The 17,573-nt window shown below is 66.2% G+C and carries 16 protein-coding genes and 1 pseudogene; 9 read left to right on the top strand and 8 right to left on the bottom strand.

The genetic code is table 11. From position 1 onward, the window contains the following. Positions 1 to 121: 121 nt before the first annotated feature. Genes ACVW17_RS03195 through ACVW17_RS03185 form a run of 3 tightly spaced genes read left to right on the top strand, consistent with a single transcriptional unit; the run spans position 122 to position 2,325 of the window. A complete protein-coding gene (locus ACVW17_RS03195) occupies positions 122 to 1,438 on the top strand; it encodes a TadE/TadG family type IV pilus assembly protein (RefSeq protein WP_456750426.1) in 1,317 nt (438 codons plus the stop codon). A gap of 48 nt (positions 1,439 to 1,486) precedes the next feature. After that, positions 1,487 to 1,951: a TadE/TadG family type IV pilus assembly protein gene (locus ACVW17_RS03190; RefSeq protein ID WP_456750425.1), complete on the top strand. Its 465-nt coding sequence runs from the start codon at positions 1,487 to 1,489 to the stop codon at positions 1,949 to 1,951. Beyond that, complete coding sequence (locus ACVW17_RS03185) at positions 1,948 to 2,325, top strand: TadE/TadG family type IV pilus assembly protein (protein ID WP_456750424.1); 378 nt, start codon at positions 1,948 to 1,950, stop codon at positions 2,323 to 2,325. The genes ACVW17_RS03190 and ACVW17_RS03185 overlap by 4 nt, the downstream gene beginning before the upstream one ends. 94 nt (positions 2,326 to 2,419) lie before the next feature. Here ACVW17_RS03185 and ACVW17_RS03180 read toward each other — a convergent pair whose 3' ends face one another. Next, on the bottom strand, positions 2,420 to 2,797 hold the full coding sequence (locus ACVW17_RS03180) for a response regulator (protein WP_456750423.1): 378 nt from the start codon (positions 2,795 to 2,797) through the stop codon (positions 2,420 to 2,422). A 37-nt stretch (positions 2,798 to 2,834) separates the two neighbouring features. Then, entirely contained in the window at positions 2,835 to 3,701 is an 867-nt protein-coding gene (locus ACVW17_RS03175) for an MJ0042-type zinc finger domain-containing protein (RefSeq protein WP_456750422.1), read from the bottom strand. A 172-nt stretch (positions 3,702 to 3,873) separates the two neighbouring features. Here ACVW17_RS03175 and ftsE point away from each other — a divergent pair, with 172 nt between their 5' ends. From ftsE to ACVW17_RS03150, 5 genes and pseudogenes are all read left to right on the top strand, one after another. Next, a complete protein-coding gene (gene ftsE / locus ACVW17_RS03170; protein WP_456750421.1) occupies positions 3,874 to 4,533 on the top strand; it encodes a cell division ATP-binding protein FtsE in 660 nt (219 codons plus the stop codon). Continuing rightward, positions 4,526 to 5,497, top strand: coding sequence for a cell division protein FtsX (locus ACVW17_RS03165; protein WP_456750420.1), 972 nt, complete (start codon positions 4,526 to 4,528; stop codon positions 5,495 to 5,497). The genes ftsE and ACVW17_RS03165 overlap by 8 nt, the downstream gene beginning before the upstream one ends. A 159-nt stretch (positions 5,498 to 5,656) precedes the next feature. After that, positions 5,657 to 6,367 (top strand): YdcF family protein, encoded by a 711-nt coding sequence (locus ACVW17_RS03160; RefSeq protein WP_456750419.1) that lies wholly within the window; start codon positions 5,657 to 5,659, stop codon positions 6,365 to 6,367. 124 nt (positions 6,368 to 6,491) lie between these two features. After that, positions 6,492 to 7,256 carry a lysophospholipid acyltransferase family protein gene (locus ACVW17_RS03155; RefSeq protein WP_456750418.1) on the top strand — a complete coding sequence of 255 codons (765 nt, stop codon included), beginning with the start codon at positions 6,492 to 6,494 and terminating at the stop codon, positions 7,254 to 7,256. Between the two features lie 14 nt (positions 7,257 to 7,270). Beyond that, positions 7,271 to 7,611, top strand: a pseudogene (locus ACVW17_RS03150) (cyclophilin-like fold protein); the annotation flags it as partial. 119 nt (positions 7,612 to 7,730) lie between these two features. Here ACVW17_RS03150 and ACVW17_RS03145 read toward each other — a convergent pair. The 5 genes from ACVW17_RS03145 to ACVW17_RS03125 all read right to left on the bottom strand — a co-directional run bounded on the left by ACVW17_RS03145 (position 7,731) and on the right by ACVW17_RS03125 (position 15,763). Further along, entirely contained in the window at positions 7,731 to 9,212 is a 1,482-nt protein-coding gene (locus tag ACVW17_RS03145; RefSeq protein ID WP_456750417.1) for an aldehyde dehydrogenase, read from the bottom strand. Positions 9,213 to 9,307: 95 nt separating this feature from the next. Then, a complete protein-coding gene (locus ACVW17_RS03140) occupies positions 9,308 to 9,775 on the bottom strand; it encodes a peroxiredoxin family protein (RefSeq protein ID WP_456796775.1) in 468 nt (155 codons plus the stop codon). Positions 9,776 to 9,832: 57 nt separating this feature from the next. Continuing rightward, positions 9,833 to 13,135, bottom strand: a complete 3,303-nt coding sequence (locus ACVW17_RS03135) for an efflux RND transporter permease subunit (RefSeq protein ID WP_456796774.1) — start codon at positions 13,133 to 13,135, stop codon at positions 9,833 to 9,835. 136 nt (positions 13,136 to 13,271) lie between these two features. Continuing rightward, entirely contained in the window at positions 13,272 to 15,068 is a 1,797-nt protein-coding gene (locus tag ACVW17_RS03130) for a caspase family protein (RefSeq protein ID WP_456796773.1), read from the bottom strand. Positions 15,069 to 15,154: 86 nt separating this feature from the next. Next, positions 15,155 to 15,763, bottom strand: a complete 609-nt coding sequence (locus tag ACVW17_RS03125; protein WP_456750413.1) for a gamma-glutamylcyclotransferase — start codon at positions 15,761 to 15,763, stop codon at positions 15,155 to 15,157. Between the two features lie 126 nt (positions 15,764 to 15,889). On the opposite strand from ACVW17_RS03125, the gene ACVW17_RS03120 reads away from it, so the two are divergent. Continuing rightward, positions 15,890 to 17,077, top strand: a complete 1,188-nt coding sequence (locus tag ACVW17_RS03120; RefSeq protein WP_456796772.1) for a DUF2125 domain-containing protein — start codon at positions 15,890 to 15,892, stop codon at positions 17,075 to 17,077. 9 nt (positions 17,078 to 17,086) lie between these two features. Here the strand turns inward: ACVW17_RS03120 and ACVW17_RS03115 are convergent, their stop codons facing one another. Beyond that, entirely contained in the window at positions 17,087 to 17,512 is a 426-nt protein-coding gene (locus tag ACVW17_RS03115; RefSeq protein ID WP_456750411.1) for a GFA family protein, read from the bottom strand. Positions 17,513 to 17,573: the final 61 nt, after the last annotated feature.

Raw genomic sequence — 17,573 nt, 5'->3', positions numbered from 1 at the left:
CCCCGAGGCAGCCCCGGCTGCCCGCACAATTTCTCTAAAACTCTCGGGTTCCCGTTGGCGCGCATTTAAGTCGCCTGCGTCATTCTGTTTCGGATAATTGGCATGCGTCTCAGGAGATCACATGAGGCAGTGCAGCCGTTTATTCATTGCATCGTCGTGCCGGCCATTGCGTGCAACTCGCCGGAACCTTGAGAAGACCAGCCTGCTCCGACGCTTCGTTCGCGACCGGTCGGGCAGCTATGTCATTATCTCGGCGCTGCTGATGCCGGTTCTGGTGGGCACGGCAGGGCTCGGCACCGAAGTGGGCTGGTGGTACTATAAGCACAAGAACATGCAGAGCGCGGCCGACTCGGGCGCCGTCAGTGCTGCAACCGCGGCCAGTGCAGGCGCAGACCTGTTGTCCGAAGCCAACGCGGTGACGGCAAATTACGGCTACGCCAACACGGTGAACAACGTCACGATCGCCGTGAATCAGCCGCCGAAGGCCGGCAATTACACATCCAATCTGCAGGCGGTCGAAGTCGTCGTGACCCAGCCGCAGCCGCGGCTGCTGTCGGCCTTGTTCGGCTCGAATCCCGTGCTGGTCACCGCGCGCGCGGTCGCGCTGCCGAATTCCGGAACCGGCTGCGTCCTTGCTCTCGATCCGACGGCGAGCCCCGCGGTCAATGTGAGCGGCAGCAATCAGCTCAACTTGATCAAGTGCAACCTCTACAGCAACTCGAGCGCAAGCCCGTCGCTCAACGTCGCCGGCAATGCTGCGGTTTCCGCCAATCAGGTCGGGGTCGTCGGCGATGTCTCCGGCGCGAGCAACATCACCACGACCAACGGAATCAGGACGCACATCCAGCCGATCGCCGATCCCTATGCAAACGTCTCACCGCCGGCGGAGCCGAGCTGCACCAACGCCAAGATCACGGTGAACTCCAACGGAAAGACCAACTCGATCAGCCCCGGCTGCTACAAGGGCAACATCACGGTCAATGCCGGCGCGACCCTGAGCCTCGATCCAGGCATCTATTACCTGGACGGCTCCAATCTGAGCGTCGCGGGAAACGCCACGATCACCGGCAGCGGCGTCACGCTTGTCTTTACGGGATCGGGAAGCAACTGGGGCACCGCTTCAATCGGCAGCAACGCGATCATCGACCTGACGGCGCCGACCTCCGGCACCACAAAGGGCATCGTCATGTATGGCGACCGCAACATGCCGGTCGGCACGGCCTTCAACCTCACCGGCGGCGCCACCCAGAACTTCGGCGGCGCCATCTACCTGCCAAGGGCCAATCTCAGCTTCAGCGGCGGCAACGGCACGAGCACATCCTGCACCAAGATCATCGTGGACACCTTGACGCTCACCGGCACGTCGAACCTTCAGGTCAATTGCGCAGCGCTCGGCACCGCGACGATTGGCACGCAAACCGCGCAACTCATCGAATGAGGCAGGCCGATGCAGGTCCAGAGATGCTCATCCAACAGCCATAGCCGATTGCTTCGCCCTCTCTTGCGGCGCCTGCGCGCCGGTGTTCGCGACCGGCGCGGCGTCGCCGCGATCGAATTCGGTGTCATGATCCCATTGCTGACCCTGATGGTGGTCTCGGTCACCGACATCGGGCTTGCGCTGTTCCGCAAGATGCAGGTCGAAAATGCCGCACAGGCGGGAGCGCAATACGCGATCGTGCGCGGCTTCGATACCACCGGCGTGTCCAACGCCGTGATCGCCGCCACGAATTCCACGGCCATCATGGCGTCGCCCCAGCCGCTTCAGTTCTGCGGATGCCCGACGAGTGCGGGGATCAGCACCGTCAGCTGCGGCGCGGTGTGCCCGAGCGGCGCGCAGGCCGGGACCTATGCAATGGTCTCGGCGCAGGGGACCTATTATACGCTGATCAACTACCAGATCGTGGCGACCAGCTACACCTACAACGCCCAGTCCACTGCGAGGCTGCAGTGAAACGCACGGCGTTGTGGCACGACGATCGGGGCGCCTCTGCGCTGGAATTCGCCCTGACCGCTCCCGTGTTCTTCCTGTTCATCTTCGGCATCATCGAATTCGGGTTGCTGTTCTGGACCCAGCTCGGGCTTCAGCACGGCACGGAAATGGCGGCGCGCTGCGCAACCGTCAACAGCACGCTCTGTCCGAACAGCAACGCGATCACGAGCTATGCCGCGCAGCAGGCGTTCGGCCTCACCTTCCCGACGCAGACCTTTACCCATGCCGCGTCGGCCTGCGGCAACCAGGTCAGCGCCAGCTACTCGTTTCAGTTCATGCAGTTTCTCAACGTGCCGCCGATCGTGCTGACGGCCCAGGCGTGTTTCCCGAGCTGAGCAGCGCGACGAGATTGGAATCTCATCGCGCTTTAGCTTCTTCGTTTTGCATGATCTTTTCGGAAAACCGCTTCGCACTTTTCCGGATCATGCGCTAACTCGCCTTGCTTGCTGCCAGCGCGTCGGCGACCGCGGTGCGGATGTCGGCCACCGAGAACGGCTTGGTCACCACGTCATGCACGATCGCCTCGAGCCCTGAGGCGCGCTCGCGCTGATGGGCGAAGCCGGTCATCAGCAGGATCTTCAGCGCGGGGAAGTCGCGCGCCGCGGTCAGCGCCAGCGCGATGCCGTCCATGACAGGCATCTGAATATCGGTGAGCAGCAGGTCGAACGCGCCTTCATCGCGCGTCAGGACCTCCAGCGCCTCGGCGCCGTCCTGCGCGGTGACGGTCTCGTGGCCGTCCATGGCGATAGCGCGCGCCACCAGCGAGCGCATCGAGTCTTCGTCGTCGGCGATCAGAACGCGGGTCATGGTGATGGATCAGGTCCCGAAAGTGTAAGCGGGCGGCTCAGGCGCGGCCGCCGGTGAGGTCGTGTTTGTTGAAGAAGCGTACGTCGATATTGCGGCCTTCGGGCGGCGGCGAGGCGAGACGCGACTTGAAGAAGGCGCGCTCGCCGGGATTGAGCACCGGCTGTTCCAGCACCGCATTCCAGGCGTAGATTTCGGCGCCCTTGGCATCGCGGACCGAGAAGCGCAGCCGCGGCAGTTCGACCGGCTTCCTGGTCTGGCCGACGATCGCGCCCTCGATCACCAGCACCGGCTTGCCGTCGACGGTCTCGTTGGTGATCTTGAGGTCCTTGAAAGCGAGCCCGCGCAGATTCACGTCGAGCCCGACCATTTTGTAGAACAGCGCGGTCTGCGGCAGCAGCCGCACCACGTCGTTGCGCCAGACGAACAGCGCGACGATCAGTGCGGCCATCGCCGCGCAGGTGGTCGGCAGGGCGCCGATCACAGGCACGAACGGAATTCGGGGCAGCGACGGCAGCCGGAACAGCCGGGGAAGCCGCGGCAGGCGGAAGCGGCGCCGGGTTCCGGCCGGTGCCTCACCGTCGGCATGGGCGGCGACATCCGCGGCGGCGACCGCCGGCCAGTCCGTGGCGGCATCGCTTCCCTCCGGCAAATCGGCCGAAATCGAGGGGCTGTCGACCAGCGGGGTCGCGTCGGCCTCCTCGCGGCCCATCGCCTCCCATTCGGCGGCGAGATCGGAGCCGGCGGCCTCATAGGCCAGGGTCGGCGCGGTCGCCCCGATCGCGTCCTCCGGCCGGGCCAGCCAGACCTCGCGGCAGCGGGAACAACGGACCGTGCGTCCGGCCTCGCCCAGGGTGGCCGGATTGATGGCGTAGGATGTTGTACAATGCGGGCAAACGATATGCATGGAGCCGAATCTCCACCGTGTGGTATGCCCGGATGCTACTGAGCGACCGTTAACGAATCGGAAACCATAACCGTCGCACAAGCTTTCTGAGCGGTTCGCGGCCGGTCGGCGGGGGTTCGGGCCGCCAGTTTTGGGTATTGGGCCACAGGCCCTCTCGAACGGAGCTAGCGCATTGGTTCGGTTCGAAAATGTCGGTCTGCGCTACGGGCTCGGCCCGGAGATTTTGCGCGACCTGTCCTTCATGATCCCGGCGCACTCGTTCCAGTTCCTCACCGGGCCGTCCGGCGCCGGCAAGACCTCGCTGCTGCGGTTGTTATTCCTGTCGCTGCGGCCGACCCGCGGGCTGGTCAATCTGTTCGGCAAGGACGTCTCCCTGCTCGGCAAGGACCAGGTCGCCGACCTGCGCAAGCGGATCGGCATCGTGCTGCAGGATTTCCGGCTGCTCGACCACATGACCACCTATGAGAACGTCGCGCTGCCGTTCCGCGTGATGGGTCGCGAGGAATCCAGCTATCGCCGCGAGGTGATCGACCTGCTGAAATGGGTCGGCCTCGGCGAACGGATGGACGCGCTGCCGCCGATCCTGTCGGGCGGCGAGAAGCAGCGCGCGGCGATTGCGCGCGCGGTGATCTCGCGGCCGCAATTGCTGCTGGCGGACGAGCCGACCGGCAGCGTCGATCCGACGCTCGGGCGCCGCCTGTTGCGGCTGTTCATCGAGCTCAACAAATCCGGCACCGCTGTTATCATCGCGACCCACGACATCACGCTGATGGATCAATACGAGGCGCGGCGGCTGGTGCTGCATCAGGGACGGCTGCACATCTATGAGTAGGGGCGGCGACGAGAAAGTGTCGTTGGTCGATCTCGGGCGCGAGCGCCCGCAGGTCCCGGCCACCGCGCGCAACATGTCGCCGATCGTGCCGCGCGCCTCGATCTCCGGCCGCGCGCTGGTCGCGGTGGTCGCGATCATGACCTTCCTCGCCTCGCTGACCACAGGCACGGTGCTTTTGGTCAGCGCCTCGGCCGCCGAATGGCAGTCGGAAGTGTCGAGCGAGATCACCATCCAGGTGCGCCCGTCGCCCGGCCGCGACCTCGACCGTGACGCGCAGGCGGCGGCGGATGCGATGCGGACGCAGTCCGGCATTCTCGAGGTCCGGCCGTTCAGCAAGGAGGAATCCGCAAAGCTGCTGGAGCCGTGGCTCGGCAGCGGGCTGTCGATCGATGATCTGCCGGTGCCGCGCGTCATCGTGGCGCGGGTGCAGCCCGGCACCACGCTCGATCTCGCCGGCTTGCGCGCGCGCCTGACCCAGGCCGCGCCGACCGCAAGCCTCGACGATCACCGTGCCTGGATCGAACGCATGCGCTCGATGACCGGCGCCACGATGTTTGCCGGCGTCGGCATCCTGATCCTCGTCATCATCGCCACCATCATCTCGGTGTCGTTCGCGACCCGCGGCGCGATGGCCGCCAACCGCCCGATCGTCGAGGTGCTGCATTTCGTCGGCGCCGGCGACAGCTTCATCGCCAACCGCTTCCTGCGGCATTTTCTGAGGCTCGGTCTCGAGGGCGGGCTGATCGGCGGCGGCGCGGCGATGCTGGCGTTCGGGTTCTCGGAATCGATCGCCAACTGGTTCTCCGGCACGCCGGTGGGCGACCAGTTCGCGGCGCTGCTGGGCACGTTCTCGCTGCGCCCGTCCGGCTATCTGGTGCTGGCGATGCAGGCGGTGCTGATCGCGGCGATCACCGCGTGGGCGTCTCGGCGCACCCTGTTCGCCACGCTCGACGACATCGACTGACGGCTCGCGACAGCGCAATCATGGAGCCGATGTCGTGATCGCATTTGGTCGTCCGGGTGTGATTTCGCGTGCATGCACGCGACCTTGGCCCGGCAAAACCGGTTTCCACTTTGCCGGATCATGCTCTAAAATCCCCGGGGGGAAGGACGACCGCATCACATGAGTTTGCAGACCGACGATACGTCGCCGAACGGCTATGCCGCGCGCCCGCGTGGCTGGCTGCGCGCCGCTATCGTCGCGCCGCTGGCGCTGGTGTTTGTCGCCGCAGCGGTCGGCTTCATCGGCTTCCTGTCGCAACTCCGCGGCGTCGAGACCGATCCGCCGCATAATGCCGACGGCATCGTGGTGCTGACCGGCGGCTCGTCGCGGGTGTCGGATGCGATGGAACTACTGGCCGCAGGCTACGGCAAGCGTCTGTTGATCTCCGGCGTGCACCCGACCAACGACGCCGGCGATATTTCCCGCTCGGTGCCCGACAGCAAGGGGTTGATGAGCTGCTGCGTCGATCTCGACCGTTCGGCGGTCAACACCCGCAGCAATGCGGCGGAGACGCGGCGCTGGGCGCGCGAGCGCGGCTTCAAGTCGCTGATCGTGGTGACTTCGAATTACCACATGCCCAGGGCGATCGTGGAACTGTCGCATGCGATGCCTGACGTCACGCTGATCCCGTTCGCGGTGGTCGGCGACAAATGGCGCGACGAGCCGTGGTGGACGAGTGGCGGAACCTTCCGTCTCTTGCTATCGGAATACGCCAAATATGTCGCGGCGGAGGTCCGGGTGCGGCTGGCCGATCTCGGCCTCGACCTGACTTCGGATCTTGCCGAGCCGGCAACCGCGCCACGCCGCCCGGCAACGGCGCAGGCGAATTGATGTATCAGGCTTGGCACCGTCATTCCGGGGCGCGAAGCGAACCCGGAATCTCGAGATTCCGGGTCTGGTCCTTCGGACCATCCCGGAATGACGGCGTGACTGCACAAGAGAGAATTTTTTGAGCATGACTTCGATCTTCCTGCGCTCGCTGATCTTCAACGTGCTGTTCTATCTGGTGCTGGTGGTGCTCTGCATCGTCGCGCTGCCGGCACTGCTGCTGCCGCGCGGCGCGCTGATGGCGCTGGAAGCCGCGTGGGCCAACACCAGCCTGTTCCTGATGCGCGTGATCTGCAACATCAGGATCGAGTTCCGCGGCGTCGAGAAGATTCCGGCGGGAGCGCTGGTGGTCGCCTCGAAGCACCAGTCGTTCTGGGAGACCTTTGCGCTGGTGCGCTTCTTCGAGCATCCGCTGTTCATCCTCAAGCGCGAGCTGATGATGATCCCGGTGTTCGGCTGGTACCTGAAGAAGGTCGGCATGATCTCGGTGGAGCGCGGCGGCGGCCCGCGCTCGCTGATCAAGACATTGAAGGCGGCTGCCGCCGAGGTGAAGCTCGGCCGCCAGCTCGTGATCTTCCCCGAGGGCACCCGCACCGCGCCCGGTGCGCCGCCGAACTACAAGGCCGGCGTCGCCCAGATCTACGCCGAGAGCGGCGTGCCGTGCCTGCCGATCGCGCTCAACTCCGGCCTGTTCTGGCCGCGCCGCACCTTCATGCGCTATCCCGGCACGCTGGTGGTCGAATTCCTCGATCCGCTGCCGCCCGGCCTGCCGCGCGACGAGTTCATGGCCCGCCTGCGCGAGGCGATCGAAACCGCCACCACGCGCATCGTCGACGCCGGCCGCGCCGAGCAGGCGAAGCTGTTCGGCGGCGTGCCGGGCTCGAAAGGCTAGGGCGCGATCTCGCTGATGGCAACGTCCGGGCTAGCTTGCTCGACAATCCGTCTGCGCGGGATTTCGCATCGATGCTCCCGCTCGATCTTTCCATCGAGGATTACTCCACCAATGAGAAGATCGCCTATCTGCCGCGCGAGCTCACGCAAGACGGTAGCGGGCCATTCGCGAATGAAGCGCCGGGCGATCTCTGCTACGACGCGCCGTGGGCAATTTGGCCTGCTTCCACAGCGGCTATCGCTATTCCAGCGGGCTCATCAGGCTCGGCCGTCTTGACGATGGTCCGGCGCCTCTGCGCACGCGCGGCAGCTTTGCCTTGCGCATCGAGGCTATTTCACAGCGTCGGACAGCATGACAGTGATGACAGCGACTGACCTCCAGAGCCTCGGCGATGTCCGTCACGTGCTGACCGGGTGAACTTCATGACTCGGGCATGGCGCACCGCTTCCGGTCTGGGAGAGGTGCTGAGCCGCATTACCGCATCACGAACGGATTGGCCGGCACGTCGGTCGCGGTCGAGATCCAGACGCTCTTGGTCTCCTGATATTCGCGCACCGCGTCGATGCCGCTCTCGCGGCCGACGCCGGAGTGCTTCATGCCGCCGAACGGCATCATGTAGCTGATGGCGCGGTAGGTGTTGACCCACACCGTGCCGGCGCGCAGCTGCTTCGGCACGCGGATGGCGCGGGCGAGGTCCTTGGTCCAGATGCCGGCGGCAAGGCCGTAGATCGTGTCGTTGGCGATCCGGATGGCGTCTTCCTCGGTGTCGAACGAGATGATCGACAGCACCGGGCCGAACACCTCCTCGCGCGCGATCCGCATGGTGTTGTCGACATCGGTGAAGATCGTCGGCTCGACAAACTGGCCGCCTTTGATGCCGTCGCCGGACGCCGGCTTGCCCCCGAGCAGGCAGCGGGCGCCTTCAGCCTTGGCGATGTCGATGTAGTCGAGCACCTTCTTGTACTGCGCCGGCGTCGTGATCGGGCCGACATTAGTGTCGGCCTGCATCGGATCGCCGATCTTGGCGGATTTCGCCAGCTCCAGCACGCGCGCGACGAACTTGTCCTTGATCGAGCTCTGCACCAGCAGGCGCGAGCCGGCGATGCAGGTTTGTCCCGTGGCGGCGAAGATGCCGGAGATCGCGCCGGCCGCGGCCGCAGTGAGATCGGCGTCCTCGAACACGATGTTCGGCGACTTGCCGCCGAGCTCGAGCGAGACGCGCTTCAGGCCCTTGGCCGCGGTCTCGTAGACCCGTGCGCCGGTGGTGTCCGATCCCGTGAAGGTGATCTTGGCGACGTCGGGGTGCGAGATCAGCGCGGAGCCGGCCTCGGGGCCGAAGCCGGTCACCACGTTGAAGATGCCGTCGGGAATCCCGGCCTCCTTGGTCAACGCGGCGAATTCCAGCGTGCTGGCCGAGGTGAATTCCGAGGGCTTGACCACCACGGCGCAGCCGGCCGCGAGCGCGGCGGCGCATTTCCAGGCGACGAACAGCAGCGGCGAATTCCAGGCGGTCAGCGCCGCGACCACGCCGACCGGCTCATGCGTGGTGTAGGCGAAGGTGTCCGCCTTGTCGATCGGCACCAGGCCGCCTTCGAGCTTGTCGACGAGGCCGCCGAAATACCACCACCACTCCGGATGGTAGCGCAGCTGGCCCAGCATCTCGGCCATCAGCTTGCCGTTGTCGCGCACCTCGATCTCGGCGAGACGCTCGGCATTGGCGGCGACGAGGTCGCCGAGCCTGCGCATCGCCTTGCCGCGCGCCGACGCTGTCATCTTCGCCCACGGCCCATTCCACATCGCTTCGTTGGCGGCCTTCACCGCCTTGTCGGCATCGGCGGCCGTGCCGCGCGGCATCCTGGCCCAGGCCTCGCCGCGATAGGGATCGATCGTGTCGAACCACTCGCCATTGGCGGGGTCGACATAGCGGCCGTTGATGTAGAGCTGATAGGTTTTCATGAGACGCTCCCGCACGATGCTTCTGGTTGATCGCAGGCTACCACGCTTCGCGCGACGCCGTCATAACGCAGCTGCGTGAGCGGGCTGCTCGGCTGTCAGCCGTGCGTTGCGGCAAGCTCGGCTGCGATGATCGCGCCGAGCGCCATATCGCTCTGCTGGCCGAAGCCGTGATGCACGATGCTGCCGTCGCGGCCGATCAGGATGCTGGTCGGGGTTCCCTGCATGCCGTAGCGCTGCATGGTGAGGGGGATCGGCGTGCCGTCGCCGGCCTCGTCGACGCCGATCGGGAAGGTCAGCCGGTACTCGTGGATGAAGGCTTCCAGCGCGACCTCCGTCATCGCCGCGTGGTGCTCGAACACGGTGTGCAGCCCGATCACCTGGAGGTCGGAATGCTTGAACAACTCGAACGCGCGCTGGGTCTGCGGCGTGCCGTGTGCGACGCAGCCGGGACACAGCATCTGGAAGGCGTGCAGCAGCACCGGGCGGCCGCGCAGCGCGGCCAGGGTCAGCGGCTCGCTGGTATTGAACCAGCGCGACGCGGCGATTTCCGGTGCTGGAGTCACTGCATGCTTCCTTGCGGCTGCCACCTCGCGCAGGTTCGCAAGATCGGTGGCAGCCTGTCAACGACCGGCGGCACTTGACGCGGCGGCCCGCCTTGCGCGGCGCGCGGCGCGGCGCCGCTGGGTCCAGAGCCGGGCGCGATCGAGATAGAGGTAGACCACCGGCGTGGTGTAGAGCGTCAGGATCTGGCTCAGGATCAGGCCGCCGAAAATTGCGATGCCGAGCGGCTGGCGCAGCTCGCTGCCTTCGCCGAGGCCGATCATCAGCGGCACCGCGCCGAACAGCGCCGCCAGCGTCGTCATCATGATCGGGCGGAAGCGCATCAGGCAGGCTTCGTAGATCGCATCGCGCGACGATAGGCCGCGCAGCCGCTCGGCATCGAGCGCGAAGTCGATCATCATGATGGCGTTCTTCTTGACGATGCCGACCAAGAGGATCACCCCGATCGCGCCGATCAAGTCGAAATCGGTATGCGACAGCATCAGCGCCGCCACCGCGCCGACACCCGCCGAGGGCAGGGTGGACAGGATGGTCAGCGGGTGGATGTAGCTCTCATAGAGCATGCCCAGCGAGATGTAGATCGTCGCCAGCGCGGCGATAACCAGGAACAGCTCGTTCGCCAGCGCCTGCTGGAAGATTTTTGCAGAGCCTGCGAACCCGCCATTGATGCCCGCCGGCATGTTGATCGCGTGCATCGCAGTCTCGATCGTGGTGGTCGCCGTGCTCAGCGAGACGCCCGGCGGCAAATTGAACGAGATGGTGCTGGCGACCAGCAGATCCTGGTGGTTGACCGAGAGCGGCGTCTCGCCATGCTCGAAGCGGGCAACGCTCGACAGCGGGATCATCGTCTCGGCGCTGGTCGAGACCGCGGTCCCGGTCGAGGCGACGCCCTTGCCGGTGGCGCCGATCGAGTTGGTCGCCTGGTTGCGCACCACATTGGCGGCGACCGAAGAGACCGAGCTCTTCTGCGACGATGAGGCCACCGTTCCGGCCACCGCATTGGTGCTCTGGGTGCCGGTCGCCGATCCGCCCGAGGTCGAGATATAGACCTCCTTCAGGGTCTGCGGATCCTGCGAGAAGCGCGGCGCGACTTCCATGATCACATGATACTGGTTGCGCGCGACGAAGATGGTCGAGACCTGGCGCTGCCCGAACGCGTCATACAGCGTGTTGTCGAGCTGGGCGACCGTGATCCCGAGCCGCGAGGCGGCGTCGCGATCGATCACCAGATTGGCCTGCAGCGCCTTGTTCTGCTGGTCGCTGTTGACGTCGGTGAGCGTCGGCTCCTTCTGCAGGGCGGCGACGAGCTTCGGCGTCCACTCGTTGAGCTCCTCGAAGGTCGAGCCCTTCAGCGTGTACTGATACGCGGCGTTGCCCGAGCGTCCGCCGGCGCCGAGATCGCCGATCGATTGCAGGAACAAGGTGGCGCCGGCGACGCTCGCCAGGGGCTCGCGCAGCCGCTCGATCACCTTGTCGGCGCGCAGCCCGCGTTCGTTCATCGGCTTCAGCGAGGCGAATACGGTGCCGGTGTTGGTGCCGCCCGGGCCGACGCCGCCGCCCCCGGTGAAGCCGACCGCGGTCTCGACCGCCGGATCCGACTTCACGATGTCGATGAACTGGGTCAGCTTCTGCCGCATCAGCTGGAACGAGGTGCTCTGGTCGGCCTGGATCGAGCCGACCAGCAGCCCGGTATCTTGTTGCGGGACGAAGCCCTTGGGCACGACCCTGTAGAGATGGAAGTTCAGATAGAGCGTCGAGGCCAGGATCAGCATCACCAGCAGCGGATGGCGTAGCGCGAGGCTGAGCGTGGTGCGGTAGCCGTTCAGCATCAGCTCGAAGACGCGCTCGCTGATCCGGTAGATCCGGCCGTGCGGCTGGCCTGCCTCCTTGCGCAGCACCACGGCGCACATCATCGGCGTCGTGGTCAGCGAGACTACCAGCGAAATCACGATCGCGATCGTGATGGTCATGGCGAATTCGCGGAACAGCCGGCCGACCAGGCCGCCCATCAAGAGGATCGGCACGAACACCGCGACCAGCGACACGCTCATCGACAGCACGGTGAAGCCGACCTCGCGGGTGCCGAGCAGCGTCGCCTCCAGCCGCGACAGCCCGGCGTCCATGTGGCGGGTGATGTTTTCCAGCACCACGATGGCATCGTCGACCACGAAGCCGGTCGCCACCGTCAGCGCCATCAGCGAGAAGATGTCGAGCGTGTAGCCGAGCAGGTACATCACCGCGAACGTCGCGATCAGCGACACGCCGACCGCCACGACAGGCACCAGCGTCGCCCGCGCATTGCGCAGGAAGGCGAACACCACCAGGATCACCAGCGCGACCGCGATCAACAGCGTGATCTCGACATCGTGCAGCGAGGCCCGGATCGTCTTCGAGCGATCCATCGCCAGCGTGATGTCGATCGCCGGCGAGACCGAGGCCTTGAGCTGCGGCATCAGCCCCTTCACATTGTCGACCATCTTGATGATGTTGGCGCCGGGCTGCCGGTACACGATCATCACGACGGCCGGCTTGCCGTTGGCAAGGCCCAGCGTGCGGACATTCTCCACGGAATCGATCACGTCGCCGACGTCGGTCAACCGCACCGCGGCGCCGTTGCGGTAGGCGACGACCAGCGGCTTGTAGTCGTCCGCCTTGCGGGCCTGGTCGTTGGCGTAGATCTGGTAGCGCTGGTCGCCGACGTCGATGCCGCCCTTCGGGCTGTGCGCATTGGCGCTGCTCAGCGCGGCGCGGACGTCCTCGAGCCCGATGCCATATTTGTAGAGCGCCGGCGGGATCAGCTCGACGCGCACCGCGGGCAGCGAGCCGCCGCCGACCGAGACCTCGCCGACGCCCTCGACCTGCGACAGCTTCTGCGCCAGCACGGTCGAGGCGGCGTCATAGAGCTCGGCCGGGGTCAGCGTGTCCGAGGTCAAGGTGTAGATCAGGATCGGCGCCGAGGCCGGGTTGAACTTGCGGTAGGTGGGGTTGGCGCGCAGGTTGGTCGGCAGGTCGGCGCGCGCCGCGTTGATCGCCGCCTGCACGTCGCGCGCGGCGCCGTTGATGTCGCGGTCGATGTCGAATTGCAGCGTGATCCGCGCCGAGCCGAGCGAGGACTGCGACGTCATTTCGGTGACGCTGGCGATCTGGCCGAGGTGGCGCTCCAGCGGGCTCGCGACGGTCGCCGCGACGTCGGCCGGGCTGGCGCCGGGCAGCGTCGCCTGCACCATGATGGTCGGGATGTCGACGTCGGGCAGCGGCGACACCGGCAGCTTGAAGAACGCAATGACGCCCGCCACGACAAGTCCAAGCGACAGCAGCGTGGTGCCGACCGGGCGGCGGACGAAGGGGGCGGAGAGGTTCATTGCATCAGCGAGCGATGTTTGCGGATGAGCTTCTATCCGTCCGCGCCGCGATGCAAAAGCCTAAATGTCACAGGCCGCTGCCTTAGTGAAGCCGCGATGTGTCTGGCCGCAACAATGCGCAGGTCACGGCCGCGCGCTACTTCGCCGTAGTCTGGCTCGCGCCGACGAAGTAGAAATCCTCGGCTCCCGGCACCGAGCCATAGCTGAACGGCTGCTGCCGGCGATCGGTCGCGGCCATCACGTCGTCGCGCACCAGGTCGAACAGCTTGCGGATCTCGATCCGCGGCGTCTGCATCCGCTTGATCAGGGCGGTCACGAACGGACTGTGGCCGCCGTCGCCGTCGAGCGCGACCTGGCCGTGCTTGGCGGCGTAGACCACCAGCGTGCCGCTGTCGGGCTCGACCTGCGCCAATCCCCGGCCGATCGAGCGCGACGCGACGGTGCGCTTGATCTGGTTGGCGAACGGATTGTCGCGGCAGGCATCGAGAATCACGAGATGCAGCTTGCGCGCGCCTTCGGTGGCGCCCATCACCTGGGTCAGCGCGACCGCCTCGTACGGCACGTCGCGGTCGGTGGCGAGCTTGGCGTCAACAGGCACCAGATAGTTCTCGCCCGTCATCTCCAAGCCGTGCCCGGCATAGTAGATCACCGCCCAATCGGCGCCATCGGCCGCGTTGGCGAACGACTTCAGCGCATCGACCAGGCCGTCGCGCGTGGCGTCGGTGACCAGGCGGACATCCTGAAAGCCTGTGGCGCGCAGCGTCTCGGCGATCGCCGCCGCGTCCTGGCCGGGGTTCGGCAGCACCGGCACCGAGCGGTATTTCGAATTGCCGACGACGAGGGCAACGCGCTTTTCGGTCATCGCGGCCTTCGGGGCCGCGCCGGCCGGCGCGATCGGAACGGCCGCCGCAACCGCGAGCGCAGCTTTGGCCGTGCCGTGATCCGCGACGTCGCTCTTTTCGGTCGTCGCGACCGTGGCCAGCCGTTGCAAACCGTCCCTCGCGACGCGCTGGCCCTGGGTGCGATCGAGCTGATCGAGGCCGATGACATCGAGCGCGTGGCGGAAGTCGGCGCGGGCGCCCGCGATATCGCCCTTCTTCTCGTCGGCGAGGCCGCGCCGCGCGTAGTTCAATGCGCCCTGGGCATTGAGTTGCGTGGCGTGGTCGTAGTCGCGCATCGCCTGGTCGAGCTCGCCTTTGCTCGCCAGCGTCAGGCCGCGCAGCGAGTAGAACTCCGGCTGGCTATCCTGGATCGCGATCGCGCGCTCGACGTCGCGTGCGGCATTGTCGATGTCGCCGGCGGACATCTCGACCACGGCCCGGCAGTAATAAGGGCCGCCGGCGCGCGGCGCGACCTTGATCGCATCCTGGCAATGCAGCGCCGCGAGCCGGTCCTTGCCGCTGAAATCATAGACCAGCGCGCGGTTGACATAGGCGTACCAGGAATTGGGATCGAGCTCGATCGACTTGCCGTAATCGGCCAGCGCGCGCTCATAGTCACCGGTGGCGACGAACAGCTCGGCGCGGTTGTTGTACCAGCCGGCGCTGAACGGCCCGGCCGGCTTGAGCTGGATCGCCCGATCGAAGTCGCTCCGCGCGCGGTCGTAGTCCTGGTTCTGCAGGAAGACCTTGGCACGCTGGCCATAAGACGGTGCAAACGACGGATTGGCCGCGATCGACTGATCGTAATCTGTCTTGGCCTTCTCGAGATCGCCCCTGTTATGCCAGGCCAGCGCCCGGTTGTAATAGGTGATCGCGAGATCGCGTCCCCTCGGATTGGCTGCGATCAGGCGGGTGCAGGCCGGGATCACCAGGTCGGGCCGCGAATCCTTGGCGTCGCAAATCGCGCCATCCTCTCTCAGGCCGGCAAAGGATGGGGAGTTCAGCAGCAACACTAGCCCGATCGCGGCGAGCCTGAGCAATGAGGGGCGCATTCCAGTCATTCCATTCCAGCGACCGGAAATGGAGACCACAATGTTGTTCGCGCCGTGGCAAAAATTCGCGCGCCAGGTTCCGCGCCTCAGTTCGGATCCACGCCATCCGCTGCACGCGCATCCCGATGCAGCGGGCCGGAATCGTGCAGCATCGCCGCGAGCTGGTGCAGCTGCGCGTCGCGAAAGCCCTGCTTCTCGATCGAGGCGACGGTCGAGAGCACATAGTCGCGGTTGTTGCCGGAGCGGCCGTGGCCCTGCAGCACCAGGCGCTGCTGTTCGGCCAGCGACAGCCGCCCGGCATATTGCACATGGCCGCGATCGACCACATAGGCCAGCGCCGGGACGCGATCGCGCGCCGCGTTCTCCAGCCACACCGAGCGCATCACCTCGCGGTAGACATTGGTGGTCTGCTCGCGCGAGCGCAAATAGGCGATGGTGTCGTGGCGCAGCCGGGCCGCGACGCGGAACGCGATGCCGCGGCAGGCGCCGCCGCGGTCGAGCCCGAGCACCAGGCCCGGCTTCTCCGGTGTGCCGCGGTGGTCGAACGAATAGACGCAGAGCGCGCGATGCTCGCCGATCAGCCGCGCCGGCACCTGCTCGAGGTATTCGAAGCCCGGCTTCCACATCAGCGAGCCGTAGCCGAACACCCAGAGGTCGGCGTCGGGCGATTCGGAATGGGGAGGATTTGCTGACATCGCGCTGATGGGCTAGCAGAACAGGCCGTCGAAGCGAAGCAAATTTCGTTCTGTTTCCAACACTTAACCTTTAGAACGAGTGCCGCCGCTTCGATTTTGACAAATTCGCCCGCCAAAGGACGCCGCATGTCCGATACCACCTCCGCCCCCCGCCGCCGCTCGCGCTTCGGCCTCTACGCGGTCCCCGTCGCGGTCCTGATTGCCGCGGTCGCGTGGAGCGGTTTCTGGTTCTACGCCGCCTCGCAGGTCGGCGTGCAGGCCGATGCCTGGCGCGCCCAGGAGGCGAAGGCCGGCAGGCTCTATGATTGCGGCAACCGTTCGGTGGCGGGTTACCCGTTCCGCTTCGAGGTCCGCTGCACCGATCCGAGCGTGATGCTGGTGTCGCAGACCGCTTCGCCCGAGATGGCGTTCGTGGCGCGGCTCGCCGAGATCCTTGTGGTGGCGCAGGTCTATGACCCCAAGCTCGTGATCGCCGAGTTCAAGGGCCCGGCCACCATCGCCGAGCGCAACGCGCAGCCGACGCTGCAGGTCGACTGGAGCCTCGGGCGCAGCAGCGTGGTCGGCCTGCCGGCGGTGCCGCAGCGCGTCGCGCTGGTGTTCGACAATCTCGCCGTCGACCGCACCGGCGGTCCCGCGCCGACGCCGCTGATGCGCGTCAACCACATCGAGCTGCACGGACGGCAGGTCGATGGCTCGGCCCCGGACAGCCCTGCGATCGAGACCGTGCTCCAGATCGCAGGCGGCACCTTGCAGGAGGTGCATCCGCTGCTCACCCAGCCGTTCAACGCCGACATCCATGCCAGGCTCAACGGCCTGAAGGATTTCTCGCCAAAACCGTGGCCGGATCGTTTCCGCGAGATCCAGGCGGCCGGCGGCAGCGTCGAGATCCAGCAGTCGCGGATCGAGCAAGGCGACGTGCTGTCGGTCGCGGCCGGCACGCTGCGTCTCAATGCGCAAGGGCGCATCGACGGCGAATTGCAGATGACGGTCGCCGGCCTCGAACGCCTGATTCCGGCGCTCGGCATCGACAGGATGCTGGAGGAGGGCGTGCCGCAGTCGACGCTCGATCACGTCGCGCCCGGCGTCAAGAGCCAGGACCTCAGCAATCTGTTCGGTGCGCTGGATCGCGCGATCCCGGGCCTCGGCAAGGTGATCAAGCAGAACGCCAATGCCGGCATTTCCGCCGGGATCAATTCGCTCGGCACCGAGGCCGTGCTCGAAGGCAAGAAGGCACGCAGCTTCCCGCTGCGCTTCGCCGACGGCGCGGTGTTCCTTGGCCCGCTGAAAGTCGCGCAGATCCCGCCGCTGTTCTGAGCGTTGCGCTCAGTCAGCCGGGATGAAGCGGAGCGTGCCGGCGCGACGGGTCGGCTTGCCGGTGTCGTTGGTGTGGTTGACGCCGTCCATGACCGGAACCTCGGGGAAATCGAACGGGCTGACGCCGTCGAGGCAGGCCACGTTGACGGCATAGAGGCTCTGGTCGGATCGCCGCTGGTGATGGGTGTAGATGCCGCAGCCGGAGCAGAAGAAGTGCTGCGCCGTTCCGGTGTGGAAGCGGTAGCTCGTCAGCTTATCCTCGCCTTGCAGGAACCTGATCCCGCCCATGTCCGCCATGGCGACGACGGCGCCGCGCATCCGGCAATAGGAGCAGGTGCAGCGGCGGATCGAATGGAAGCCGTCGCTCAGCGTCACCTCGAAGCGCACCGCGCCGCAATGGCATTGGCCAGCCCGAACGTTCGCCTTGTCCGCCATGTCGCATGTCCTGTTGATCGCCTGATCGCGACATGACGTATCGCCAAAATCCGAACCGGAC

The organism is Bradyrhizobium sp. USDA 4473 (assembly GCF_054063335.1).
The sequence above is the reverse complement of the archived record's forward strand: the minus strand, read 5'-3'. Positions and strand labels throughout refer to the sequence as shown.

Coding starts and splice junctions, on each gene's coding strand:
- ACVW17_RS03145 (WP_456750417.1), bottom strand. CDS start 9,212: ATGAAAACCTATCAGCTCTACATCAACGGCCGCTATGTCGACCCCGCC.
- ACVW17_RS03135 (WP_456796774.1), bottom strand. CDS start 13,135: ATGAACCTCTCCGCCCCCTTCGTCCGCCGCCCGGTCGGCACCACGCTG.
- ACVW17_RS03180 (WP_456750423.1), bottom strand. CDS start 2,797: ATGACCCGCGTTCTGATCGCCGACGACGAAGACTCGATGCGCTCGCTG.
- ACVW17_RS03115 (WP_456750411.1), bottom strand. CDS start 17,512: ATGGCGGACAAGGCGAACGTTCGGGCTGGCCAATGCCATTGCGGCGCG.
- ACVW17_RS03130 (WP_456796773.1), bottom strand. CDS start 15,068: ATGCGCCCCTCATTGCTCAGGCTCGCCGCGATCGGGCTAGTGTTGCTG.
- ACVW17_RS03160 (WP_456750419.1), top strand. CDS start 5,657: ATGAGTTTGCAGACCGACGATACGTCGCCGAACGGCTATGCCGCGCGC.
- ACVW17_RS03125 (WP_456750413.1), bottom strand. CDS start 15,763: ATGTCAGCAAATCCTCCCCATTCCGAATCGCCCGACGCCGACCTCTGG.
- ACVW17_RS03120 (WP_456796772.1), top strand. CDS start 15,890: ATGTCCGATACCACCTCCGCCCCCCGCCGCCGCTCGCGCTTCGGCCTC.
- ACVW17_RS03175 (WP_456750422.1), bottom strand. CDS start 3,701: ATGCATATCGTTTGCCCGCATTGTACAACATCCTACGCCATCAATCCG.
- ACVW17_RS03155 (WP_456750418.1), top strand. CDS start 6,492: ATGACTTCGATCTTCCTGCGCTCGCTGATCTTCAACGTGCTGTTCTAT.
- ACVW17_RS03165 (WP_456750420.1), top strand. CDS start 4,526: ATGAGTAGGGGCGGCGACGAGAAAGTGTCGTTGGTCGATCTCGGGCGC.
- ACVW17_RS03195 (WP_456750426.1), top strand. CDS start 122: ATGAGGCAGTGCAGCCGTTTATTCATTGCATCGTCGTGCCGGCCATTG.